Source organism: Candidatus Binatia bacterium (assembly GCA_029243485.1).
In the GTDB taxonomy this organism is placed as follows: domain Bacteria; phylum Desulfobacterota; class Binatia; order UBA12015; family UBA12015; genus VGTG01.
Window position 1 is genome coordinate 1 of record JAQWRY010000007.1, and the last position, 17,200, is coordinate 17,200.

Consider the following 17,200-nt stretch of genomic DNA (forward strand, 5'->3'; position numbering starts at 1 on the left):
TGGCGATGAACCGAAGCCTGCCGGGGCACTGTGGGCAGCGTAGAACGTCGCAGTCGAAGGCTCTTCTCATCAGGTCGGCCCACCGGTGATGGCGACGCCTGGGTTCTTTGGCTTCCTCCTCATCGTCGGGCGGAGCTGGGGGCTGGTGGCTTCGTCCGGCCGGTTCGGCGGCGCGTGCGACGGCGGCCTCGCGGCCACTGGCATGGCCGGCGAAGACGCCACTATAGATGATGAGGTTGATGCGCGGCCGGGGGATGACCGTGGCCAAGCGTTCGAGAAACTCGCCCGGCTCGAAGAGGATGTGCGTGGTGCCGTCGGACCAGGTGCGGGGAAGTTCGAGGACGACGAGGCCGTCATCGCGTAGCCGCAGTCGATTCTGGGCCACCGGTGGACGCAAGATGTAGCGAGCCAGACGCTCGAGGCCAGCGCGGTCGCGCTCGTGGACGGAGATGTTGGCGTGCAGGTCGAAGCCATCTTCGTGCGCGTGTCGGGGGCCGTCGTGTGGGATCCAGGGAGCGTCGGGGTCGGCGCCGATGCGGCGCAGGCGCTGGCCCGCGCGCCTGCCGGTGGCTACACGGCCTCGCGCGACCGCAGCGGTAAGACCGACGAGGGTGGGCGCGATGTCCGCCGCTGGATCGGCCGGGGCGGCCGCGTCTTCTCCAGGGAGCAGCCCCCGCCTTCGCAAGAGCCGTAGCACGCGGAGGCGAACCGTCGTGAGGAGACGCGTAATCTCGTTGTCGGTGGGCGGGGGCAAGGGGTGGAAGGCGTCGGCTTCACCGTTGGCGTCGAACACTCCATCGGGAGCCAGAGTATGGAAGTGCAGGTTGACGTCGAGGGCCGAGCCGCATCTCTGGATCGCAGTGACGGTGCCGCTGCGGGGATCGGGAACGCCGCTCTCCTTGGCGCGACGACGCAGCATGCCGAGGAGGGCGCGATTGAAGACGGCGAGGACGGCCCGGCACAGGCGGTGGTCGAAGGCCATGAGGTAGCGAAGGCGGTGGGGGACGGTGAGGACGTACTGGCGGATGGGCAAGCCACCAAGGACGTGGTCGACGAGATCGGCGGCACGCTCGTTCATGCGCCGGCCGGTGCAGCTCGAGCAGACCGCGCGACCCTTGCACGAGAAGGGTACCAGGTGCTCGAAGGCGCAGCTCTCGCATCGAAAGCGGGCGAAGCCGCGAGCGAGAGAGCCGCACGAGATGAAGTCGCGGAACTCGCGCTCGACGAAGGCGGGTAGCGGGTGGCCGCCTGCGCGGCTCGAGACCTCTTGCAGGAAAGTCTCGAGGTGTTCGCGGACGATGCGGTGCAGTACAGCGTCCTTGGGCGAGCGCGGGCGGTAGACGACGCGCGGCCCGGTCCCCTCGTGTACACACTGCGCCGCCGCGTCGCTCGACATGGCTGGCGGCGGAGCGCGATCCGTGCCGGGCGTGGCCGGTGAGCAGAGCCGGCCGCAATTCCGGGTGCCTCACCGAATCGGCCGGCTGTCCCTTACGACTTGCTACGCGCTCGTGAAGCAATGCGATTCATCGCCCGTGGCTGAGTGTTCCTCAGGACGGCGCGTTGACTCACTTGGTCCGGAGTGATCCTGGGGCAGTTTGAGTGTGGCTGAGTTGTCTTGCGATTCACGGGGTGTGGACAACGTTTCAGAAAGTTGGCACACCCCTGGCACACAAGAGCGGTCAGGACGCTGATCGTCGCCTTGGCCCGGTCCCGAAAGTCATTGATAATACTAGACTTCCAAAGAGCCACCCGCCGGAATCGAGCCGGCGACCTACTGATTACGAATCAGTGAATCGCCACGATCTCTTCTACGACCAGCGAATCCAATCCGGCGCGCCCCAACTCGATTGCGAGGTCTTCCGCCTCGTCGCGGTTCGCGCAGAGTCCCACGCGCACCCGGTACAGCGTCTGCTCGGCGCGGTGCGCCTTGGCGACATAGACGTCCCGCGGCCCACGCCGCAGTGGCGCCATCCCGATCCCGCGCAGCCTCGCGACCTGCGTGCGCATCGCGACCGCATGCGGTTCGGTCACGAATGAACCGACCTGTACCGCGAAGCGAACAGCGCGTGGTGGCCCTTCGTACGTCCGGATCGGATCCAGTCGCACCTCGGCTGTCCCGGCCTGCACCATCCCGAGCCGCTGCGCCGCGCCGTAGGAGAGGTCGATCTCCCGATCATCCACGTACGGTCCGCGATCGTTGATCCGCACCACGATCGAGCGCCCGTTCTCGAGATGCGTCACCCGAACCGGCGTTCCAAGAGGCCATGTCCGGTGCGCGGCCGTCATCTCGTTCTGATCGTACCGCTCACCGCTCGCTGTCGCGCGGCCGTGAAACCCGGGCCCGTACCAGGAGGCCACCCCGACCGTCGTGCTGGGACTCTGCGGCGCCCGCGTCGCGCACGCCGGCGCGAGAAGCATCAGGGCCGCCAGGCCTGCGAAGACAACGGGGGCTCCCCCCGGGCGCTCTCGCACGAATCCTCTCATCCACCACCTCCACGACCTCCCCACGGGACCGGATCCTCAATGGGAATGATATCACGGTTCCGGGGCTTGGAAAGAGAAGGTCCGCGCCGGCACGGGCCTGCGGGGGGCGCATGGCCGAAGCAATCGGGGTGGGGCGGAGGAAGTGAGTCCGAGGAAGCTTTGTGCTAGGTTCGCCCAGCGGGTCGCCTCCATTTTTTGGAGCAATCTTCGGCCCGGGAGCATTGCGAGTATGTCCGGCCATTCCAAGTGGAGCACAATCAAGCACAAGAAGGCGGCGAAGGACGCCAAGCGCGGCAAGATCTTCACGAAGCTGATTCGTGAAATCACCGTCGCAACGCGCCTCGGCAACAGCGGAGACCCGAACTTCAACCCGCGCCTACGCACCGCGATCATCGGGGCCAAGGCCGCGAGTATGCCCAATGACAACATCGAACGGGCGATCAAGAAGGGTACGGGGGACGCCGGTGGCGCGGTCTACGAAGACGTCGTCTACGAGGGGTACGGTCCTGGTGGTGTCGCGCTCCTCGTTCGGACGCTCACCGACAATCGCAACCGCACCGTTGCCGATGTCCGCGGGGTCTTCACGAAGCACGGCGGAAACATGGGCGAAGCCGGCTGTGTGAACTGGATGTTCCATCGCAAGGGAGTTCTCTTGGTCGATCGGGCTGCGGTCGAGGAAGAGAGCCTGATGGAGCTCGCGCTCGAAGCCGGCGCCGAGGACGTCGCCGATTCCGGCGAGGTCTGGGAGATTACGACGGATCCCGAGGCCTTCGAGCCGGTCCGGGACTCGCTCGAGAAGGGCTCGATCGAGGTCAACAGCGCCGAGATCGCGATGCTGCCCGAGAACACCGTGAAAATTGGAGGGACCGACGCCGAGAAGCTGCTGAAGCTGATCGACGCCCTCGAAGACAACGACGACGTGCAGAGTGTGGCCGCCAACGCAGACTTTGACGAGGAGGCGCTGGCGCAGCTGGGAGCGTGACGGTGGTCCGCGGAGGCCGCGGCGCGCGCAGGGAAGGTGGAGCCGCGATTGAACGCGGAGAGGGGTGGGGCCGGAACGTGCGTGTACTCGGGGTCGATCCGGGATCGCGGAAGACGGGCTGGGGTTTGATCGAAGAGGCCGGCGGAGATCTGCGAAGCCTGGGTTCCGGCGTTGCTGCTTCGGGTAACGGCGAGATCAGCGAACGCCTCGCGAGGATCGGCGAACAGATTGAGGCGATCCTCGACGAGTGGAAGCCCAACGCCGTGGCGATTGAGAAGGCATTCGTGGGCAAGAACGTGGCGAGCGCGCTGCGCCTCGGCGAAGTCCGGGGGGTGATTCTGGCGAGCGCCGGTCGCCGTCGACTGCCGGTCGTCGACTATCCTCCGGCGACGGTGAAGGTGGCTGTCGCGGGGGCGGGCGCGGCAACCAAGGAGATGGTCGCGCGCGGCGTGAGTGCTCTGCTTAACGTCGACGCGATCGCGGGTGACGCGACCGATGCTCTGGCGGTCGCGGTCTGTCATGTCCGTCACGACCGGTTCCGGAGTCGCCTGCGGTCGTCGACCGTCGTGGCTCCCGCCGTTCGTGCGCGCGTCCGCGTGGTGCGAGGCGGCCGATGATCGGCGGGCTGCGCGGCAAGGTCGCGCACAAAGAGCCCGGTCGTCTCCTAATCGACGTCGGCGGAGTCCTGTACGAAGTGATGGTGTCCCTGCAGGCCTTCTCGCAGCTCCCGAAGGAGGGCGCCGCGGTCAAGGTGGACGTCGTGACCCACGTTCGGGAAGACGCCTTCGTCCTTTACGCCTTCGTGGATCCCGCAGAGAAACTGCTGTTTGCCTGGCTGCGGGGCGTGAACGGGGTCGGTCCGAAGCTCGCCCTGAACATCCTCTCCGGGATTCCCGCGCAGGACCTGCGGGGCGCTCTCGGCGCGGGCGACGTTCCGCGGCTCTGCAAAATCCCCGGCGTGGGCAAGAAAATGGCCGAGAGGCTCGTCCTGGAGTTGAAGGAGCGCTCCGGGGAGCCCGCGGAGGTTCCCGGTGCAGGTCCCCCGGCCCGCGCGGCCGGCGAAGAGGCACTGTCGGCGCTCGTCAACCTGGGGTACAAACGGGCAGAGGCCGAACGAGTCGTGGAATCCCTGTCGCCTGACCTGTCTCTCGAGGAGACCATCCGGGAAGCTCTTCGGAGGTTTGCGCGCTGATGGCGCTCGATCCCGACGCGCCCGACCTGGATGAGGAGGACGCCGCGCCCGCCCCGGAACTGGGCCCCGCGGAGGAGGAGGTCCGGTTCGACGCCTCCCTGCGCCCGGAGGCCCTCGGCGACTACGTCGGCCAGGACGCGATCCGCCACACGCTTGGCATCGCTATTCAGGCCGCGCAGGAGCGCGGGGACGTTCTCGACCACGTGTTGCTCTGCGGCCCACCCGGCCTGGGCAAGACGTCGCTCGCTCAGATCATCGCCCGCGAGATGGGTGTGCGCTGTCGCAAGACTCAGGGGCCGGCCGTCGACCGCGGGGGCGACCTCGCGGCAATTCTCTCCGATCTCGACGCAGGGGACGTCCTTTTCATCGACGAGATCCACGGCCTGCCGCGCAAGGTCGAAGAGGTGCTCTATCCGGCGATGGAGGACTTTGAGCTAGACCTGATCGTCGGGCAGGGGCCGACGGCCCGCAGCATGCGGCTCTCGCTCAAGCCCTTCACTCTGGTCGGCGCGACGACGCGCGCCGGCATGTTGGATGCGCCGCTGCGCGATCGGTTCGGTTCGACGTTTCGTCTCGAGTTCTACGCGGTGGCCGAGCTCGCCCGCATCCTGCATCGGTCGGCCGAGATCCTCGGCGTGGACCTGCGCGCGGAGGGAGCCGATGAGATCGCTCGGCGCTCGCGCGGCACACCGCGTATCGCGAACCGCCATCTGAAGAGAGTGCGCGACTACGGGCAGGTCGAGCACCCGTCTCGCCCGATCGACGAGAACATCGCAGCGGCCGGTCTCGAGTTGCACCGCGTGGATCCCGGCGGCCTCGAGCCGATGGACCATCAGATCCTCCTCGCCGTTCTCGATCGTTTCGACGGCGGTCCGGTGGGCGTCGAGAGCCTCGCCGCGATGCTCGGGGAAGAACGCGAGACGCTCGAAGCCGTCTACGAGCCGTTCCTCGTACAAGAGGGCTACCTGGAACGAACGCCTCGCGGTCGCATCGCGACTCGTCGCGCCTACGATCACTTTGGCCGGCAGGTGCCGACTGGGCCGCGCCAGGGCCGTCTTCTCTAGCCTGATGCCGCTGCTCGGACGAACGTGGGTCCTCCTCGCCCTCGGGCCCGTCGCGATTCGGGGACTCAGGCGATGAGCGACGACACCCAGAACGAGCCGTCGCCGGAACCTCCGGAAGGGGGGGAGGGCGCCGGTCGGTTGTGGCGTCGCCGCGAGGCGACTCTGCTCGTCGCGGCCATCGCGGCTGCACTCTTCTTCCTCGTCTTCGAGACGCGGATGCCTCCGTTCTCCAGCAGTCAGACGGTGAGCCAGAACGTCGCGTTCTTCCTCCTCATCAATCTGAACATCGTTCTGATCCTGCTGGTGGTGTTCCTGATCGGCCGGAACATCGTGAAGCTGGTCATCGAGCGTCGGCAACGGGTCCTCGGCTCGCACCTGCGAACACGGCTCGTCCTCGGATTTGTCGCCGTTGCGATCACGCCGGCCGTGCTGCTGTTCATCGTCGCGCTCGGGTTCATTCAAAGCTCGATTGAGAACTGGTTCTCGGTGCAGGTCGAGAGTGCACTCGAAGGCTCACTCGACATGTCGGAGACGTACTACCGCGAGTCGATGGCGACGGCGCTGCATCAGGCGCAGGAGTTGGCCAGACGGCTCGGCCCCGCGAAGCGGAAGCTCTCGGGGCAGAAGCGGTTGATCGAAGTGAAGCAGCAGGAGTACCAGGCCGCGACCGTGCAGATCTTCGACATGGAGGGGAAGCCGCTGGAGCGCGTCGAGGCCGCCGGCCTGAGTCCGAGTCTCAGTTGGCCGCCGTCCGAGGGTTTCCTGGCCCAGGTCATCGAGCACGGCGAGAGCGCCGAGGTCGTCGCGACTCCTGACGGCGAGATCTTGCGCGCTGCGGTCCGCATTGTGAGGAAGTCCGGGAAGACGCGCGGGATCGTCGTCGTCGAGCAGAGCGTTCCGAGGAGCGTGGAGCGACGCGCCGACGAGATCGAGCAGAGCTATCGGCAGTACAAGCAGCTCCGTCTGCAGCGGCGCCCGCTGATCAACAACTACGTCCTCACGCTCTTGTTGACGTCTCTCGTCGTCGTCTTCGGCGGAACATGGCTTGGCTTTACGATCGCTCGGAGCCTAACCGGCCCGCTCCAACGGCTGGCCGAGGGGACACGGCGAGTTGCCGAGGGCCATCTCGACGAGCAGATCCCGCAGGGGTCGGGCAGCGATGAGATCGCCACGTTGGTGACCGCCTTCAACCGGATGACCGCGAACTTGCGGACCACGCACACCGCGCTCGCGGAACGCCGGCAGGCCCTCGAGACGATTCTGGGCAACATCGCCGGTGGTGTGGTGTCGATCGATCGCCAGGCGAGAATCGAAACCGTGAACGAGGCGGCGCGCAGCATGCTCGGCATCGAAGAAGACGCGGTTGGGATGCCCTTTCGGCAGTGGTTCTCGAGTCCGCGCTTCGCCGCGATCCGCGAATTGCTATCCGAACTCGACAAGCGGGCGCAGCAGGGTATCTGGGAGAAGCTGCCGCCGCAGCGGATCTCGATCGAGCACGAAGACGGTGGCGCGGACATCCTCGCGTCCGGCGTCGTCCTGCGAATCGAGGAGGGCGATGCGGTCGGGGCTCTGCTGTTCTTCGAGGACATCACCGAGATCCGAAAGGTCCAACGCATGGAAGCGTGGCGCGAGGTCGCGCGCCGCATCGCGCACGAGATCAAGAACCCGCTCACGCCGATCCAGCTCTCCGCGCAACGTCTGCGCAAGGTATACGCAGAGCAGCTTGGCGGATCCGTTTTGGATCAGAGTACGCGGACCATCATCGCCGAGGTCGAAGTTCTGAAGAACCTCGTGAGCGAGTTTGCGAACTTTGCGCGGCTCCCGTCGGGGCCGCACTTGCCGACGGACCTGAACGAACTCGTGGACGAGGCCCTCGGGCTGTTCCGTGAGGCGCACCGCCAGATCGGCTTCAAATTTGAGAGGGACGAGCGGGTTCCGCGGCTCGATCTCGACCGGGACGGCATCCGCCGCGTTCTCACGAACATGTTGGACAACGGAGTCGCGTCGATCCTCCAGGCGCGCGGGCAGGACCCGGCCGTGGCCGCTGTCGCCGACGGTGAAGGGGAGGTCGTCGGGCACATCACCCTGTCGACGCGGCTCGAGGCCAGCCGTGGTCTCGTCCGGCTCGAGATCGCCGACGACGGCTCCGGAATGTCCGCCGAGGTGAAGGCGCGGCTGTTCGAGCCCTATTTTTCCACCAAGGCGCAGGGGACCGGTCTGGGCCTCGCGATCGCCTCCCAGGTCATCGCGGATCACCGGGCGTTCATCCGGGTCCGGGACAATCGGCCGCAGGGAAGCCGCTTCGTCATCGAGTTCCCTTACCGCCGGGCGGGCGCCCCGGGGGACGCCGGGCAGACCTGAATCGGTAGGGCTTCCGGGCGGGTTTTCAGCTAGAGAAGGTCGAGCGCAGCCACTCGCGGAGATACGGGTCTCCGCCTACGGGAGAGAGAACGAGAGATGTCGACCAACATCCTGGTCGTGGACGACGAAGAGAAGATCCGCGAGACTCTGCGCGGAGTGCTCTCCGACGAAGGCTACACGGTGTCCGACGCGGGCGACGGGCGGACCGCCCTCGATTCGCTGCGCGCCACGCGGCCCGACCTCGTCATCCTGGATGTCTGGCTGCCCGAGATCGACGGCATCTCGCTCCTCGAAGAGATCAAGCGCATCTACGCGGACCTTCCGGTCATCATCATCTGCGGTCACGCGAATATCGAGGCCGCCGTTCGGGCCACTCGCCTCGGCGCGTCGGACTTCATCGAAAAGCCGTTCTCTCTCGACGCACTCCTCGCCTCGATCGCGCGCGCGCTCGGGAAGGGCGAGGGCGACGGTAGCTCGCCGGCCGAGTCGGTCGTTCCGCTCGCAAGCGATGGCGACGCGCAGAGCGTGCGCCCCCAGCGGACGATCGGCAAGAGCGTCGTGGCGAGCGGGCACGGGCTCCACACGGGAGTCCGAACCGGCGTTATCCTTCATCCGGCAGGCCCCGGCACCGGAATCGTGTTCCAAAGTCTCGCGACGGAAAAGTCGGTGCCGGCGCACGTCGATTTCGCCGACTCGACCGGATACGCGACCACGCTGTTCCGAGGCGGATTCGGTGCGAAGACCGTCGAACATCTCCTCGCGACACTGAACGCCTACGGCATCACCAACCTGATCGTGAAGATGGAAGGCGAAGTTCCGGCGCTCGACGGCTCCGCGCTCGGGTTCTGCCGGATGCTCGATGAGGCCGGCATACAAGAACAGGCCGGCGCCGGCATCAAGCTCTACGAAGTGGACCAGCGCTTCGAGGCTCGTGAAGAGAATGCGACGTTGGTCGTCGAGCCCTACGACGGTTTCGTGATCGACTACACGCTGGACTATCCGGCTCCCGTGGGTGAGCAGCGCTACGTGTTCGAGTATTCGGGACCGGAGTCGTTCCGTGATCAGATCGCGCCCGCGCGCACGTTTGGCTTCGTCCAGGAGTTCACGCAGCTTGCGTCCGTCGGGCTGGCGGCGGGCGGTCGTCTCGACAACTGCATCCTGATCGGTGACGACGGTGTGGTGAACGGGGAACTTCGCTTCGAGGACGAGTTCGTGCGCCACAAGATCCTCGATGTCATGGGCGACTTCGCCCTGCTCGGACGGCCCATCCGGGGCCGGATCGTCGCTCGCGCGACCGGTCATCGGCACAACGTCGGCATGGTGAGGACACTCCTCGCAGCCGCGGCGTAGAGATCGACCTGTGCGGCTAAGCTCGTGCTTGATGGAGAGCGCGGGAGAGTCTCCGGCCTGATTCGTAGTCGATGTTCGTCTTGGGAGGGGGCTGCAATGTTCTGGCGTTCAAACAGGCGAAGCTGTTTGAGAGTTCTGTTGTCGCTGGCTTGGGCGGCCCTGGCGGTAGGCTCTCCGGCTTTCGCCGGGCACTCGGTTGAACTGCTGAGTGGGGCGCGTATCGAACTCAGAGCTTCTCGATCTCCGGCGACCAGGCCGGGATTTACTGCAGCGGGGGCAAGTGCAGGATCGATGGTCCGGGCTCAATCGGCGAGGCTATGAACTGTATCGACGCGCAGAAGGTTTGCTTGACGGATGTCGAGATCCACAACTGCTCTCTGGGCGTGTCCGCGAATGAGAAGATCGTCGCCGCCGCGCTCGATGCCCACGGCCATACCATTGCGATTAATGCGCCGAGTGGGAATGTTCGTCTGTCCGACTTGATGTTGCACGGGAATGGCACCGATATCGACGCGGAGAAGGTAATCGTAAGAGACACGACGATCCTGGGAAACGACGTCGGGGTCCCCAGTTGCAAGTTGGTAAAGTTCGTCGCGTCGTCGCTCGACAACAGCGACTAGGACATCCGATCCACCCGCCTGCCGATCCTCGTCGGCGGTTCCTGTTCGGTTATGAGCCAGAACTACCCAGCGGGGCAGATCTGCGGGGTCTGCGCAGGAGGCTGAGTTTCGGCTAACGGAGGGAAGGCGAGGCGAGCGAGCCGCGGACCGCCCAGCCCTTCTGGCCGCTCTTGCGCGGGGGGAGTAGCGAGGTGGCGACGCGAAGCCCGGGCCGCGCGTCGGCCGCGACGTCGAGCTGGAAATCGATGTTGAGTACGCTTCGCGCCGCCGGGTCTCGAACGAGGACGTCGCCGGTGGCCGCGACGGTCACTTCGTCGCCCGCCGCCTCGAACTCGTCGATCTGCAGTCGTGCGCCCTGGAGTTCGGCATCGAGCCGCACGGTCTGGAAGGTGAGATCGGGCACGGTAAAGCCCTGCGCGATGATGCCTTCGAGAGACACGTTCTTCGCGCGTAGCTTGATCTTCCCCTTCGAACTCTGCGTGCTGCGCCCGTCGCCGGACAGCTCGAGGTCGAGGGAGGCCGTTCCTCCGAGGGCGCCGGGCGAGGGCAGGAGGCGTCGGGACAGCTTGGCCAGGGAGACCTCGTCGAGTCTGACGCTCGTGTCGACCTTGCCGTTGGTGGTCTGAACCGTGCCGTCGAAGGTCCCGTCGTACAGACTCCCGGAGAAGTCGGCCGAATCGATGGGGCCGAAGAGGACGCCGAGAAGCGGGGTGCTGACAGTGATCTCGGAGATCTCTGCCATGTACTGCGGCGTCTCTCGGTGCGAGAGGCGTACGTTCTCGAGTCGGTATCCGCTCGGGAAGGAGAAGGCGACGTCCTCGAAGACGACGCGCACGGGGATCTCGCGTGTGGCCTCGTCGATCGCGCGTCGAGCGATCAGCTCGTGCGGCAGTCCGAACAGCAGTGCGATGACGAGCATGGCGATCGTGAACGCCCCATAGCCCAGGACACCCTTCCACGGGCCGATGACCTGGCCGAGACGGCCGAGAGAAACACGGGTCAAAGTGGGGGTCATCGCGGGCTCAGGCGGGCGACGACGAGGGTCGCGTCGATCAGAGATGGATCTTTGTACTCGCGCTTGAACGCTGCGCGCGAGAGGCGCATCGGCGGGTCCTTGTACTCGATCGTGTAGAGGAGCTCGATGACCTCGCGAAGAGGCACGGCCTCGAGCCGCATGTCGACCAGGTCCTCTTCGAAGTTCTCGCCGATCTGGCGGCTCGACGGATTCATCGAGACGATTCGCTCTCGGCCGACGATCGGCACGGTCGTGGACTCGAGCTGCGAGAAGAGCGAGGCGCCGCCGTTGGAGCCGTCGCCGCCGCCCTCGAGGTCCGCCACGGCGTGGCGGAGAGTCCGATACCGTTCGGCCAGCGCGTTGATCGAGGCCGCGTCGCGCTGTGCGATGGCGATCTTTCGGTCGAGATCGGTGAGGGTGTTGGTCATCGGCTCGTACACCCCGAGCCAGAGGATGAGTACAGCGGCCACGCCCATCGCGCCGTAAAGCATGCTCCGTTCGCGTGGTTGGAGACCGGCGAGAAACTCGGTCACCTGGGCACGCGGGCCTGCGAGAAGCCGCTCGATCATCCGGCGGTTCCTTCCTCGAACTCGATCGCGGTGCGGAACTCGATGCGATCGTCGATTCCCTTCTTCACGTCGCGGACGTCGGGCTCGACCGCGCCGGGGAGATCGTGGAGCGCGCGTTTGATGACGTCGACCGACTCGTAGGTGTCAGTCCGTCCGCGAAAGCGGACACTCTCTGCGTCGATAGAGAGCTCCTCGATCTCGAACGGGGTCGTCGCGGGTACGGCCTGGTTGATCAGGCGCAGTACATCGAGCACAGGGGGGCGCGCTGCACTCGAGCCGCCGAGCATGGCGCGGCGGCGTTCGAGGCCCTGTACCGCGCCCTCGAGGCGGATGCGCTCCTGGCCTACCGGGGCGTTCGAGGCGATCGGTGCGACGGTTGTCCGGATCTCTTCGCGGAGCGCGGAGAGTTCAGAATTTCGTTCGGCCACGACGATGCCATAGCTGACGAGTCCGAGAAGGATCGTTACGGCCGCAACGGCAGCCGTCTGCCGAAGTTGGCGTCGCGCCTCTTCGCTCGGGGCGTGATACACGAACTCGCCGGTGCGGAAGTTGACGCCGGTCGGCGCGACAGCGGCCGCCCTCGCGGCGAGGGCAACAGCGCGGAGGCTGCCCGGGTGAACGTCTGCGGCCCAGGGCGGTAGCGCCTGGTTCAACGGGACGGCATCAACGCCGAGCGCTTGGGCGGCGCCCACGGAGTCCTCGGGTACCGCGACCTCGACGACCGCCGGGAGTTCGTCCTCGCCGACCAGGGTGAGAGCGAGCCAGCGGACCTCTCGCGCGAGGGCATCTCGGTCGAGGCCGCCGAGGGTGTGGAGGCCGCGAAGCTGTCCATCGCGGATCAGGGCGACCACACCCCCCGGCCGCGGCTCGACGACCAGGGCATCGGGTCGCCCGAGCGCCACGAGACCGGCAAGGGCGAGGGCGCCGACGTCGACGACAGCGGGGTCGACATTCGCCTCCGCCAGTTCCTGCAGATGGCGCGCGAGCGCATTGCGCGGCGTGAGCGAAGCGAGGAGATCGGAGCCGCTGGTCTTGGAGAGGACCGTGTACGTCGTGACGGCCTCGTCGAGCTCGAACGGGACGAGGCTCTCGAGTTCGAACGGGACGGTCGCGTTCAGCCGGGCCGGCTCGGTGAACGGAAGGTGCAGGAGCCGGTGCGTGACAACGCCCTCCTCGAGTGCCGTCGCGATCGCGTCGGGCGCGGTCGAGCAGTGCTGCTGGATGGCCGCCTGAAGCACGCCGGCGCGCTCGTCTTCGGACCCGCACGGGACGACCCACGGGCCTCCGACCTCGGGGCTTCGCCCCGCGGTATCGAGGACTGCGAGCACGAACCCGCCCTCCACCCGATCCACACCCAGCGCACGCATCCGGCTCAGGGTACCCCGCCGGGGCCGACTCCCCAAACGGGGCGTTGCTTCCAGGAGAGGGGCGCTTTGCTCTTCACCTCGACGATGGCCTCGACGGATTGGGTCGCGTCACCGACGATTGCCGTCGAGATGATCGAGTAGACCTTGCTGCGGTCGAGGTTCTTCGGCTTGGGCTTGGTGCCGCTCGGGCAGTTCTCCTCTTCGAGCCACGCCCGGACGTCGTCCGACGTCCGCGGGGGCGCCGACAGAGCATCCGTATTCTCGCACCCGATCGCCCGGAGGACCTCGGGTGGGGCGGTGCGGACGTTGATCCCTTGGTCTCCCTTCTTCGCGGGGAAGGCCGTGATGAACGGGCGGAGCTGGCCGAGGACGGCATCGGTGAATCCGCGGATCGTGCGGAGGTCGTCGATGGATTGGAGTTCGCCTCGTCGCGGCTCGCACGGGATCGGCAGGGAGCAGTCGCCGCTCAAGCTGCGTAGGTTCCCGTCCTCGCTCACCTCGAGGCGGGCTTGAACCGACTGAAGCAAGCTTGGGTCGAGGTCCAAATCGGCAAAGAGGTTCTCGAAGGGCTCGGGGTTGTCGAGCGCGTCGTTCAGGTTCAGACGGCCGACCTCGTCGCGGATCGCGATCTGCATCATGTGCCCCTGGGCGGTGGGCAGGCTCAGCGGGGACGCGTCGATAAAGGTGTTCACGAAGCCGCGCACCTGATCATCGCTCACCCCGAGTGCTTCATGCGCCCCGACCTGTCCGGAGCGCGCGAGAAGTTGGGCCGCCATGGCGTTGCCGGCGTTCCGCGTGAGGTGGCTGTGCACGAACGTGGCGTCAGTCATCTCGACGACGATTAGCGTCAAGAGTGCGACGGAGAGCAGCGCGGACAAGAGCGCAAGGCCTTGTTGGTCCCGGAGCGTCTTTGCGAGCACGCCGCCGTTCACGCGATGTCGGCGGGGGTGCACTACTGCGCCCCCATCGGCAGGGTCACCGTCGTGCGGTAACTCGTGGGGACGGCCGTGCCGTCGTCGACGGAGAGCGTGAGGCGGACGGCGCGGGGCACCTCGGCCGAGGGCTCCTGTTGCGTGAGCCAGCTACCGCCGGGCGGCAGGAGTTCTGCCTGGAAGGACTGCACGTCTTCGAGCACCAGCATCGTCACGGGCTCGACGCCTTGCGCGGCGACCGACGGGAGCTGCTGCTTCATGAGCAGCATGGATCCCGGGCGGTCTGGATCGCGTTCGAGGTAATATCGAACGACGTCGATGGGGTCGCGGGCTCCGCCCTGGACGCGGCGGGCTCCTGTGGTTGCGAACCGAAGCTCGCTCGCCGGTTCGTCGAACGTGCGGTCGAGTAGGGAAAACCGAAGCCGCTCGTCGTCGAAGGCGAGGGCACCCGTGAGTTCCTCCGACAGCCGCATGAGCGTGATCCGTGCGGCCGAGGACATCTGGACGGATGCTTCCGCCCGGTCGCGGCTCTCGATCGTCTGCTGGAACGGTGTGACCTGCGCGACGACAATGATCGCGAGGATCGAGATTCCGACGAGAAGCTCGAGCAGCGTGAAGCCCGCCTCGGCTGGGTTGTGGGGAGTCATGACGTCCGAACCCAGAGCGTGAGTTCCGCGGCGCCGCCGATTCCGTCGGGCGGGATCACACGCACGGTGACCTCGCGCACGTTCTGGAAGAAGCCGGGGGTGCTGACGTACAGTTCCCACAGATAACCCGGGAACTCGCCGGGGTACTCCCCTTCGAAATCGCCGCGCGTCTCGCCGACATCCGGCGCACCCTGCAGCTCGATCTGGGCGAGCCTTTCGCGGGCGAGGAACAGAGATTCGGTGTAGCTCCGCTCTCGCGCGATCGTCTTCAGGTTCTGCGCGTGAAGGCCGAGGAGAGCGGTGAACGCCGTCGCGAGAATTGCGAGGGCGACCATGACCTCGAGGAGCGTGAAGCCGCGCTCCCCGCGTCGGGTTCGGCGGTTCATCGCAGCGAGCCCATGAGTCCGGTTGGGATGTCGTCGTCGTCGAGGATGCGGGCGCGCGTGCTCACCGGATCGATCACGACGGCGACCCGTCTCCCGGCGCCGTCGTCGAGCCACAGGAGTGCGGGGTCGGCGTAGCCGTCGGGAGAGAAGAGGGTGGTGTCGTAACCTTCGGTGCTCGCGGTGACGCCGGGGCCTTCGACGCTGATTTGGATGGGATCGGGGACGGTGATCTCGCGGTAGAGCGGTGTGTCGATAGGCGCGAAGCGGACGCCGCCTGCGGATGGGACGAGCCCTTCTGCCCGATACGTCCCGCGTTGCGGGTTCACGGCAAGGCGAATCCACCGGTTTCGGATCGCGGCCTCCTCCCGAAGGAACTGCACGCGTGTCGCGAGACGGCGCGCGCTCGAGTCGAGAGCCGCGCTACTGAGTACGCCGACGCGCGGTACGACGAACGCGACGAGCAAGCCGATCAGGCCCATCACGACGGCGAGCTCGATCAGCGTGAACCCGGCATGTCGTAGGGTCTCGGCCCGCGGGCGGGCCGGCAGGATCATCCCAGATCTCTCGAGTCGACGTCGGCGGCCGGACCCTCGCCGCCCTCGGCTCCGTCCGCGCCGAACGAGATGATGACGAAATTCCCGCCGTCACTTTGGAAGACGTATGGCAGGTCCCACGGGTCGGCGGGGATCTTGGACAGGTAGCCGTCGGGGTTCCACCGACGCGGCAGCATGCCACTGGTGGGGGGAAGAACGAGCGCTTCGAGTCCCTGATCGGTCGTCGGATAGAAACCGTTGTCGAGCTTGTAGAGATGGAGAGCCTGCTCGATCGCCTTGATGTCGGCGGCGGCCTTCGTCTGCCGTGCTTCGTCGGTGCGGCCGAGGATGCGGGGGGCGACGAGGGTGATCAGTAGGCCGAGGATGAAGACCACGACCATGATCTCGATGAGGGTGAAGCCAGCCTGGTGGCGGCTTCGTGGTACCAAACTCTGCATGCGGTCGATCATCCCACGAATCTACCTGACCAGCGAGTTGATCTCGAAGATTGGGAGGAGGATCGCGAGCACCACGAAGATCATGACTCCGCCCATCACGACGATCATGAGGGGCTCCAGGACGGCGGTGAGGCCGGCGAGGCTGCTCTCCACGTCTTGCTCGTAGGCGTCCGCCACGCGCTCCAACATGGGCTCGAGCTCGCCCGAGCGCTCGCCCACCGCGATCATCCGGGTGAGTAGCGGGGGAAAGAGCCCTGAGCGCCGAAGAGGTTCGGCGACGCTCTGGCCCTCGCGGATGGCCGTGCGGGCCTCTTCGATTGCTCCGCGCAGCGCTTCGTTGCCGATGACGCGCCCGGCGAGTTCCAGCGCCCCAAGGAGCGGGATCCCGTTTCCGAGGAGGGTGGCGAGCGTGCTGGAGAAGCGAGCGACCGCGACCTTGGTCAGAATCGGACCGACGAGCGGCGTCGAGAGCAGCTTCCGATCGACCCACGCTCGCCCATCGGGTCGTCGGACGATCGCGGTCCCCGCCGCGATCAGCGCAAGGAGGATCAGGAGCAGGAGCCACCAGCTTTCGGTGATCGCGTTCGAGGCGCCGAGCAAGATGCGCGTCAGCAACGGAAGCTCGGCCTCCTGATCGGCGAAGATCCGCGTGACTTTCGGTACGACGAAGCCGAGCATCAGGAGCACGATGCCGCCCGAGATGCAGCTCATGATCACGGGGTAGGCGAGGGCGTTCCGTACCCGGGCCCGCAGGCGGGTCTGCGCTTCGGTGTGCGTCGCCAATCGTTCGAGAACGAGGTCGAGGGCTCCGGCGGTCTCGCCGGCGCGGACCATGCCGACGTAGAGTTCGGGAAAGACGGTCGGATGTTCGGACATCGCGTCCGCGAGCGACGTACCCTGACTCACGGCGTCGCGCAGATGGGAGAGGACGCGCGTGGCTGCCGGCCGTTCGGACTGTTCGCCGACCGCGGAGATCGCCTCGACTACCGGGATGCCGGCGGAAAGAAGGGTCGCGAGCTGACGGGAGATCAGCGCGAGGTCGGCGCTCGTGACGCGCGCGCTCGGTCGCCACGCTAGCGCCGCTCCCTGCGGTGACGTCGACTCTTCGACGACCTCCGTCGGATAGATGCCGCCCTTGCGCAGTCGCGACCGCGCGCTTCGTGCGCTCTCGGACTCGACGACGCCTTTGACGTTGCGGCCGCCCTCGTCGAGGCCTTTGTATGCGAAGACCGGCATCGAT

At 66.6% G+C, this 17,200-nt stretch carries 18 protein-coding genes; 7 read left to right on the forward strand and 11 right to left on the reverse strand.

Annotated features, from left to right (window positions below):
• Both P8R42_03710 and P8R42_03715 read right to left on the reverse strand, forming a co-directional pair.
• Positions 1-1,396: transposase (locus P8R42_03710; protein ID MDG2303755.1), on the reverse strand; the 1,396-nt coding region annotated here is incomplete at its 3' end.
• Positions 1,397-1,785: 389 nt separating this feature from the next.
• On the reverse strand, positions 1,786-2,472 hold the full coding sequence (locus tag P8R42_03715) for a septal ring lytic transglycosylase RlpA family protein (protein ID MDG2303756.1): 687 nt from the start codon (positions 2,470-2,472) through the stop codon (positions 1,786-1,788).
• 241 nt (positions 2,473-2,713) lie between these two features.
• Here P8R42_03715 and P8R42_03720 point away from each other — a divergent pair, with 241 nt between their 5' ends.
• The 7 genes from P8R42_03720 (at position 2,714) to P8R42_03750 (ending at position 10,053) form a co-directional block, all read left to right on the forward strand.
• Entirely contained in the window at positions 2,714-3,466 is a 753-nt protein-coding gene (locus P8R42_03720; GenBank protein ID MDG2303757.1) for a YebC/PmpR family DNA-binding transcriptional regulator, read from the forward strand.
• Positions 3,467-3,468: 2 nt separating this feature from the next.
• Positions 3,469-4,083 carry a crossover junction endodeoxyribonuclease RuvC gene (gene ruvC, locus P8R42_03725; GenBank protein MDG2303758.1) on the forward strand — a complete coding sequence of 205 codons (615 nt, stop codon included), beginning with the start codon at positions 3,469-3,471 and terminating at the stop codon, positions 4,081-4,083.
• Complete coding sequence (gene ruvA, locus P8R42_03730; GenBank protein ID MDG2303759.1) at positions 4,080-4,658, forward strand: Holliday junction branch migration protein RuvA; 579 nt, start codon at positions 4,080-4,082, stop codon at positions 4,656-4,658. Before ruvC ends, ruvA begins: the two co-directional genes overlap by 4 nt.
• Positions 4,658-5,722, forward strand: a complete 1,065-nt coding sequence (gene ruvB / locus P8R42_03735; GenBank protein ID MDG2303760.1) for a Holliday junction branch migration DNA helicase RuvB — start codon at positions 4,658-4,660, stop codon at positions 5,720-5,722. Before ruvA ends, ruvB begins: the two co-directional genes overlap by 1 nt.
• Positions 5,723-5,794: 72 nt before the next feature.
• A complete protein-coding gene (locus P8R42_03740; GenBank protein MDG2303761.1) occupies positions 5,795-8,083 on the forward strand; it encodes a HAMP domain-containing protein in 2,289 nt (762 codons plus the stop codon).
• A gap of 96 nt (positions 8,084-8,179) precedes the next feature.
• On the forward strand, positions 8,180-9,433 hold the full coding sequence (gene lpxC / locus P8R42_03745; GenBank protein ID MDG2303762.1) for a UDP-3-O-acyl-N-acetylglucosamine deacetylase: 1,254 nt from the start codon (positions 8,180-8,182) through the stop codon (positions 9,431-9,433).
• Between the two features lie 317 nt (positions 9,434-9,750).
• A complete protein-coding gene (locus P8R42_03750) occupies positions 9,751-10,053 on the forward strand; it encodes a hypothetical protein (protein MDG2303763.1) in 303 nt (100 codons plus the stop codon).
• 112 nt (positions 10,054-10,165) lie between these two features.
• Here the strand turns inward: P8R42_03750 and gspN are convergent, their stop codons facing one another.
• From gspN to gspF, 9 genes are read right to left on the reverse strand one after another with little or no spacing between them, the layout of a single operon-like run.
• Entirely contained in the window at positions 10,166-11,068 is a 903-nt protein-coding gene (gspN, locus tag P8R42_03755) for a type II secretion system protein GspN (GenBank protein MDG2303764.1), read from the reverse strand.
• On the reverse strand, positions 11,065-11,637 hold the full coding sequence (gspM, locus tag P8R42_03760) for a type II secretion system protein GspM (GenBank protein MDG2303765.1): 573 nt from the start codon (positions 11,635-11,637) through the stop codon (positions 11,065-11,067). Before gspM ends, gspN begins: the two co-directional genes overlap by 4 nt.
• On the reverse strand, positions 11,634-13,004 hold the full coding sequence (locus tag P8R42_03765) for a hypothetical protein (GenBank protein MDG2303766.1): 1,371 nt from the start codon (positions 13,002-13,004) through the stop codon (positions 11,634-11,636). The genes gspM and P8R42_03765 overlap by 4 nt, the downstream gene beginning before the upstream one ends.
• A gap of 5 nt (positions 13,005-13,009) precedes the next feature.
• The gene (locus P8R42_03770) at positions 13,010-13,957 is read right to left on the reverse strand and encodes a type II secretion system protein GspK (GenBank protein ID MDG2303767.1); all 948 of its coding nucleotides are present in this window, start codon (positions 13,955-13,957) and stop codon (positions 13,010-13,012) included.
• The gene (locus P8R42_03775; GenBank protein ID MDG2303768.1) at positions 13,957-14,583 is read right to left on the reverse strand and encodes a type II secretion system protein GspJ; all 627 of its coding nucleotides are present in this window, start codon (positions 14,581-14,583) and stop codon (positions 13,957-13,959) included. Before P8R42_03775 ends, P8R42_03770 begins: the two co-directional genes overlap by 1 nt.
• A complete protein-coding gene (locus tag P8R42_03780; protein MDG2303769.1) occupies positions 14,580-14,969 on the reverse strand; it encodes a prepilin-type N-terminal cleavage/methylation domain-containing protein in 390 nt (129 codons plus the stop codon). The genes P8R42_03775 and P8R42_03780 overlap by 4 nt, the downstream gene beginning before the upstream one ends.
• Complete coding sequence (locus tag P8R42_03785) at positions 14,966-15,523, reverse strand: GspH/FimT family pseudopilin (protein ID MDG2303770.1); 558 nt, start codon at positions 15,521-15,523, stop codon at positions 14,966-14,968. The genes P8R42_03780 and P8R42_03785 overlap by 4 nt, the downstream gene beginning before the upstream one ends.
• Positions 15,520-15,960, reverse strand: coding sequence for a type II secretion system major pseudopilin GspG (gene gspG / locus P8R42_03790; GenBank protein MDG2303771.1), 441 nt, complete (start codon positions 15,958-15,960; stop codon positions 15,520-15,522). The genes P8R42_03785 and gspG overlap by 4 nt, the downstream gene beginning before the upstream one ends.
• Positions 15,961-15,981: 21 nt before the next feature.
• Positions 15,982-17,196 (reverse strand): type II secretion system inner membrane protein GspF, encoded by a 1,215-nt coding sequence (gspF, locus tag P8R42_03795; protein ID MDG2303772.1) that lies wholly within the window; start codon positions 17,194-17,196, stop codon positions 15,982-15,984.
• Positions 17,197-17,200: the final 4 nt, after the last annotated feature.

What these genes read in the sequence shown, in the direction of transcription:
- P8R42_03720 (MDG2303757.1), top strand. Translation starts at nt 2,714, where the DNA reads ATGTCCGGCCATTCCAAGTGGAGCACAATCAAGCACAAGAAGGCGGCG.
- ruvA (MDG2303759.1), top strand. Translation starts at nt 4,080, where the DNA reads ATGATCGGCGGGCTGCGCGGCAAGGTCGCGCACAAAGAGCCCGGTCGT.
- ruvB (MDG2303760.1), top strand. Translation starts at nt 4,658, where the DNA reads ATGGCGCTCGATCCCGACGCGCCCGACCTGGATGAGGAGGACGCCGCG.
- P8R42_03740 (MDG2303761.1), top strand. Translation starts at nt 5,795, where the DNA reads ATGAGCGACGACACCCAGAACGAGCCGTCGCCGGAACCTCCGGAAGGG.
- lpxC (MDG2303762.1), top strand. Translation starts at nt 8,180, where the DNA reads ATGTCGACCAACATCCTGGTCGTGGACGACGAAGAGAAGATCCGCGAG.
- P8R42_03750 (MDG2303763.1), top strand. Translation starts at nt 9,751, where the DNA reads ATGAACTGTATCGACGCGCAGAAGGTTTGCTTGACGGATGTCGAGATC.
- gspN (MDG2303764.1), bottom strand. Translation starts at nt 11,068, where the DNA reads ATGACCCCCACTTTGACCCGTGTTTCTCTCGGCCGTCTCGGCCAGGTC.
- gspM (MDG2303765.1), bottom strand. Translation starts at nt 11,637, where the DNA reads ATGATCGAGCGGCTTCTCGCAGGCCCGCGTGCCCAGGTGACCGAGTTT.
- P8R42_03765 (MDG2303766.1), bottom strand. Translation starts at nt 13,004, where the DNA reads ATGCGTGCGCTGGGTGTGGATCGGGTGGAGGGCGGGTTCGTGCTCGCA.
- P8R42_03775 (MDG2303768.1), bottom strand. Translation starts at nt 14,583, where the DNA reads ATGACTCCCCACAACCCAGCCGAGGCGGGCTTCACGCTGCTCGAGCTT.
- P8R42_03780 (MDG2303769.1), bottom strand. Translation starts at nt 14,969, where the DNA reads ATGAACCGCCGAACCCGACGCGGGGAGCGCGGCTTCACGCTCCTCGAG.
- P8R42_03785 (MDG2303770.1), bottom strand. Translation starts at nt 15,523, where the DNA reads ATGATCCTGCCGGCCCGCCCGCGGGCCGAGACCCTACGACATGCCGGG.
- gspG (MDG2303771.1), bottom strand. Translation starts at nt 15,960, where the DNA reads ATGCAGAGTTTGGTACCACGAAGCCGCCACCAGGCTGGCTTCACCCTC.
- gspF (MDG2303772.1), bottom strand. Translation starts at nt 17,196, where the DNA reads ATGCCGGTCTTCGCATACAAAGGCCTCGACGAGGGCGGCCGCAACGTC.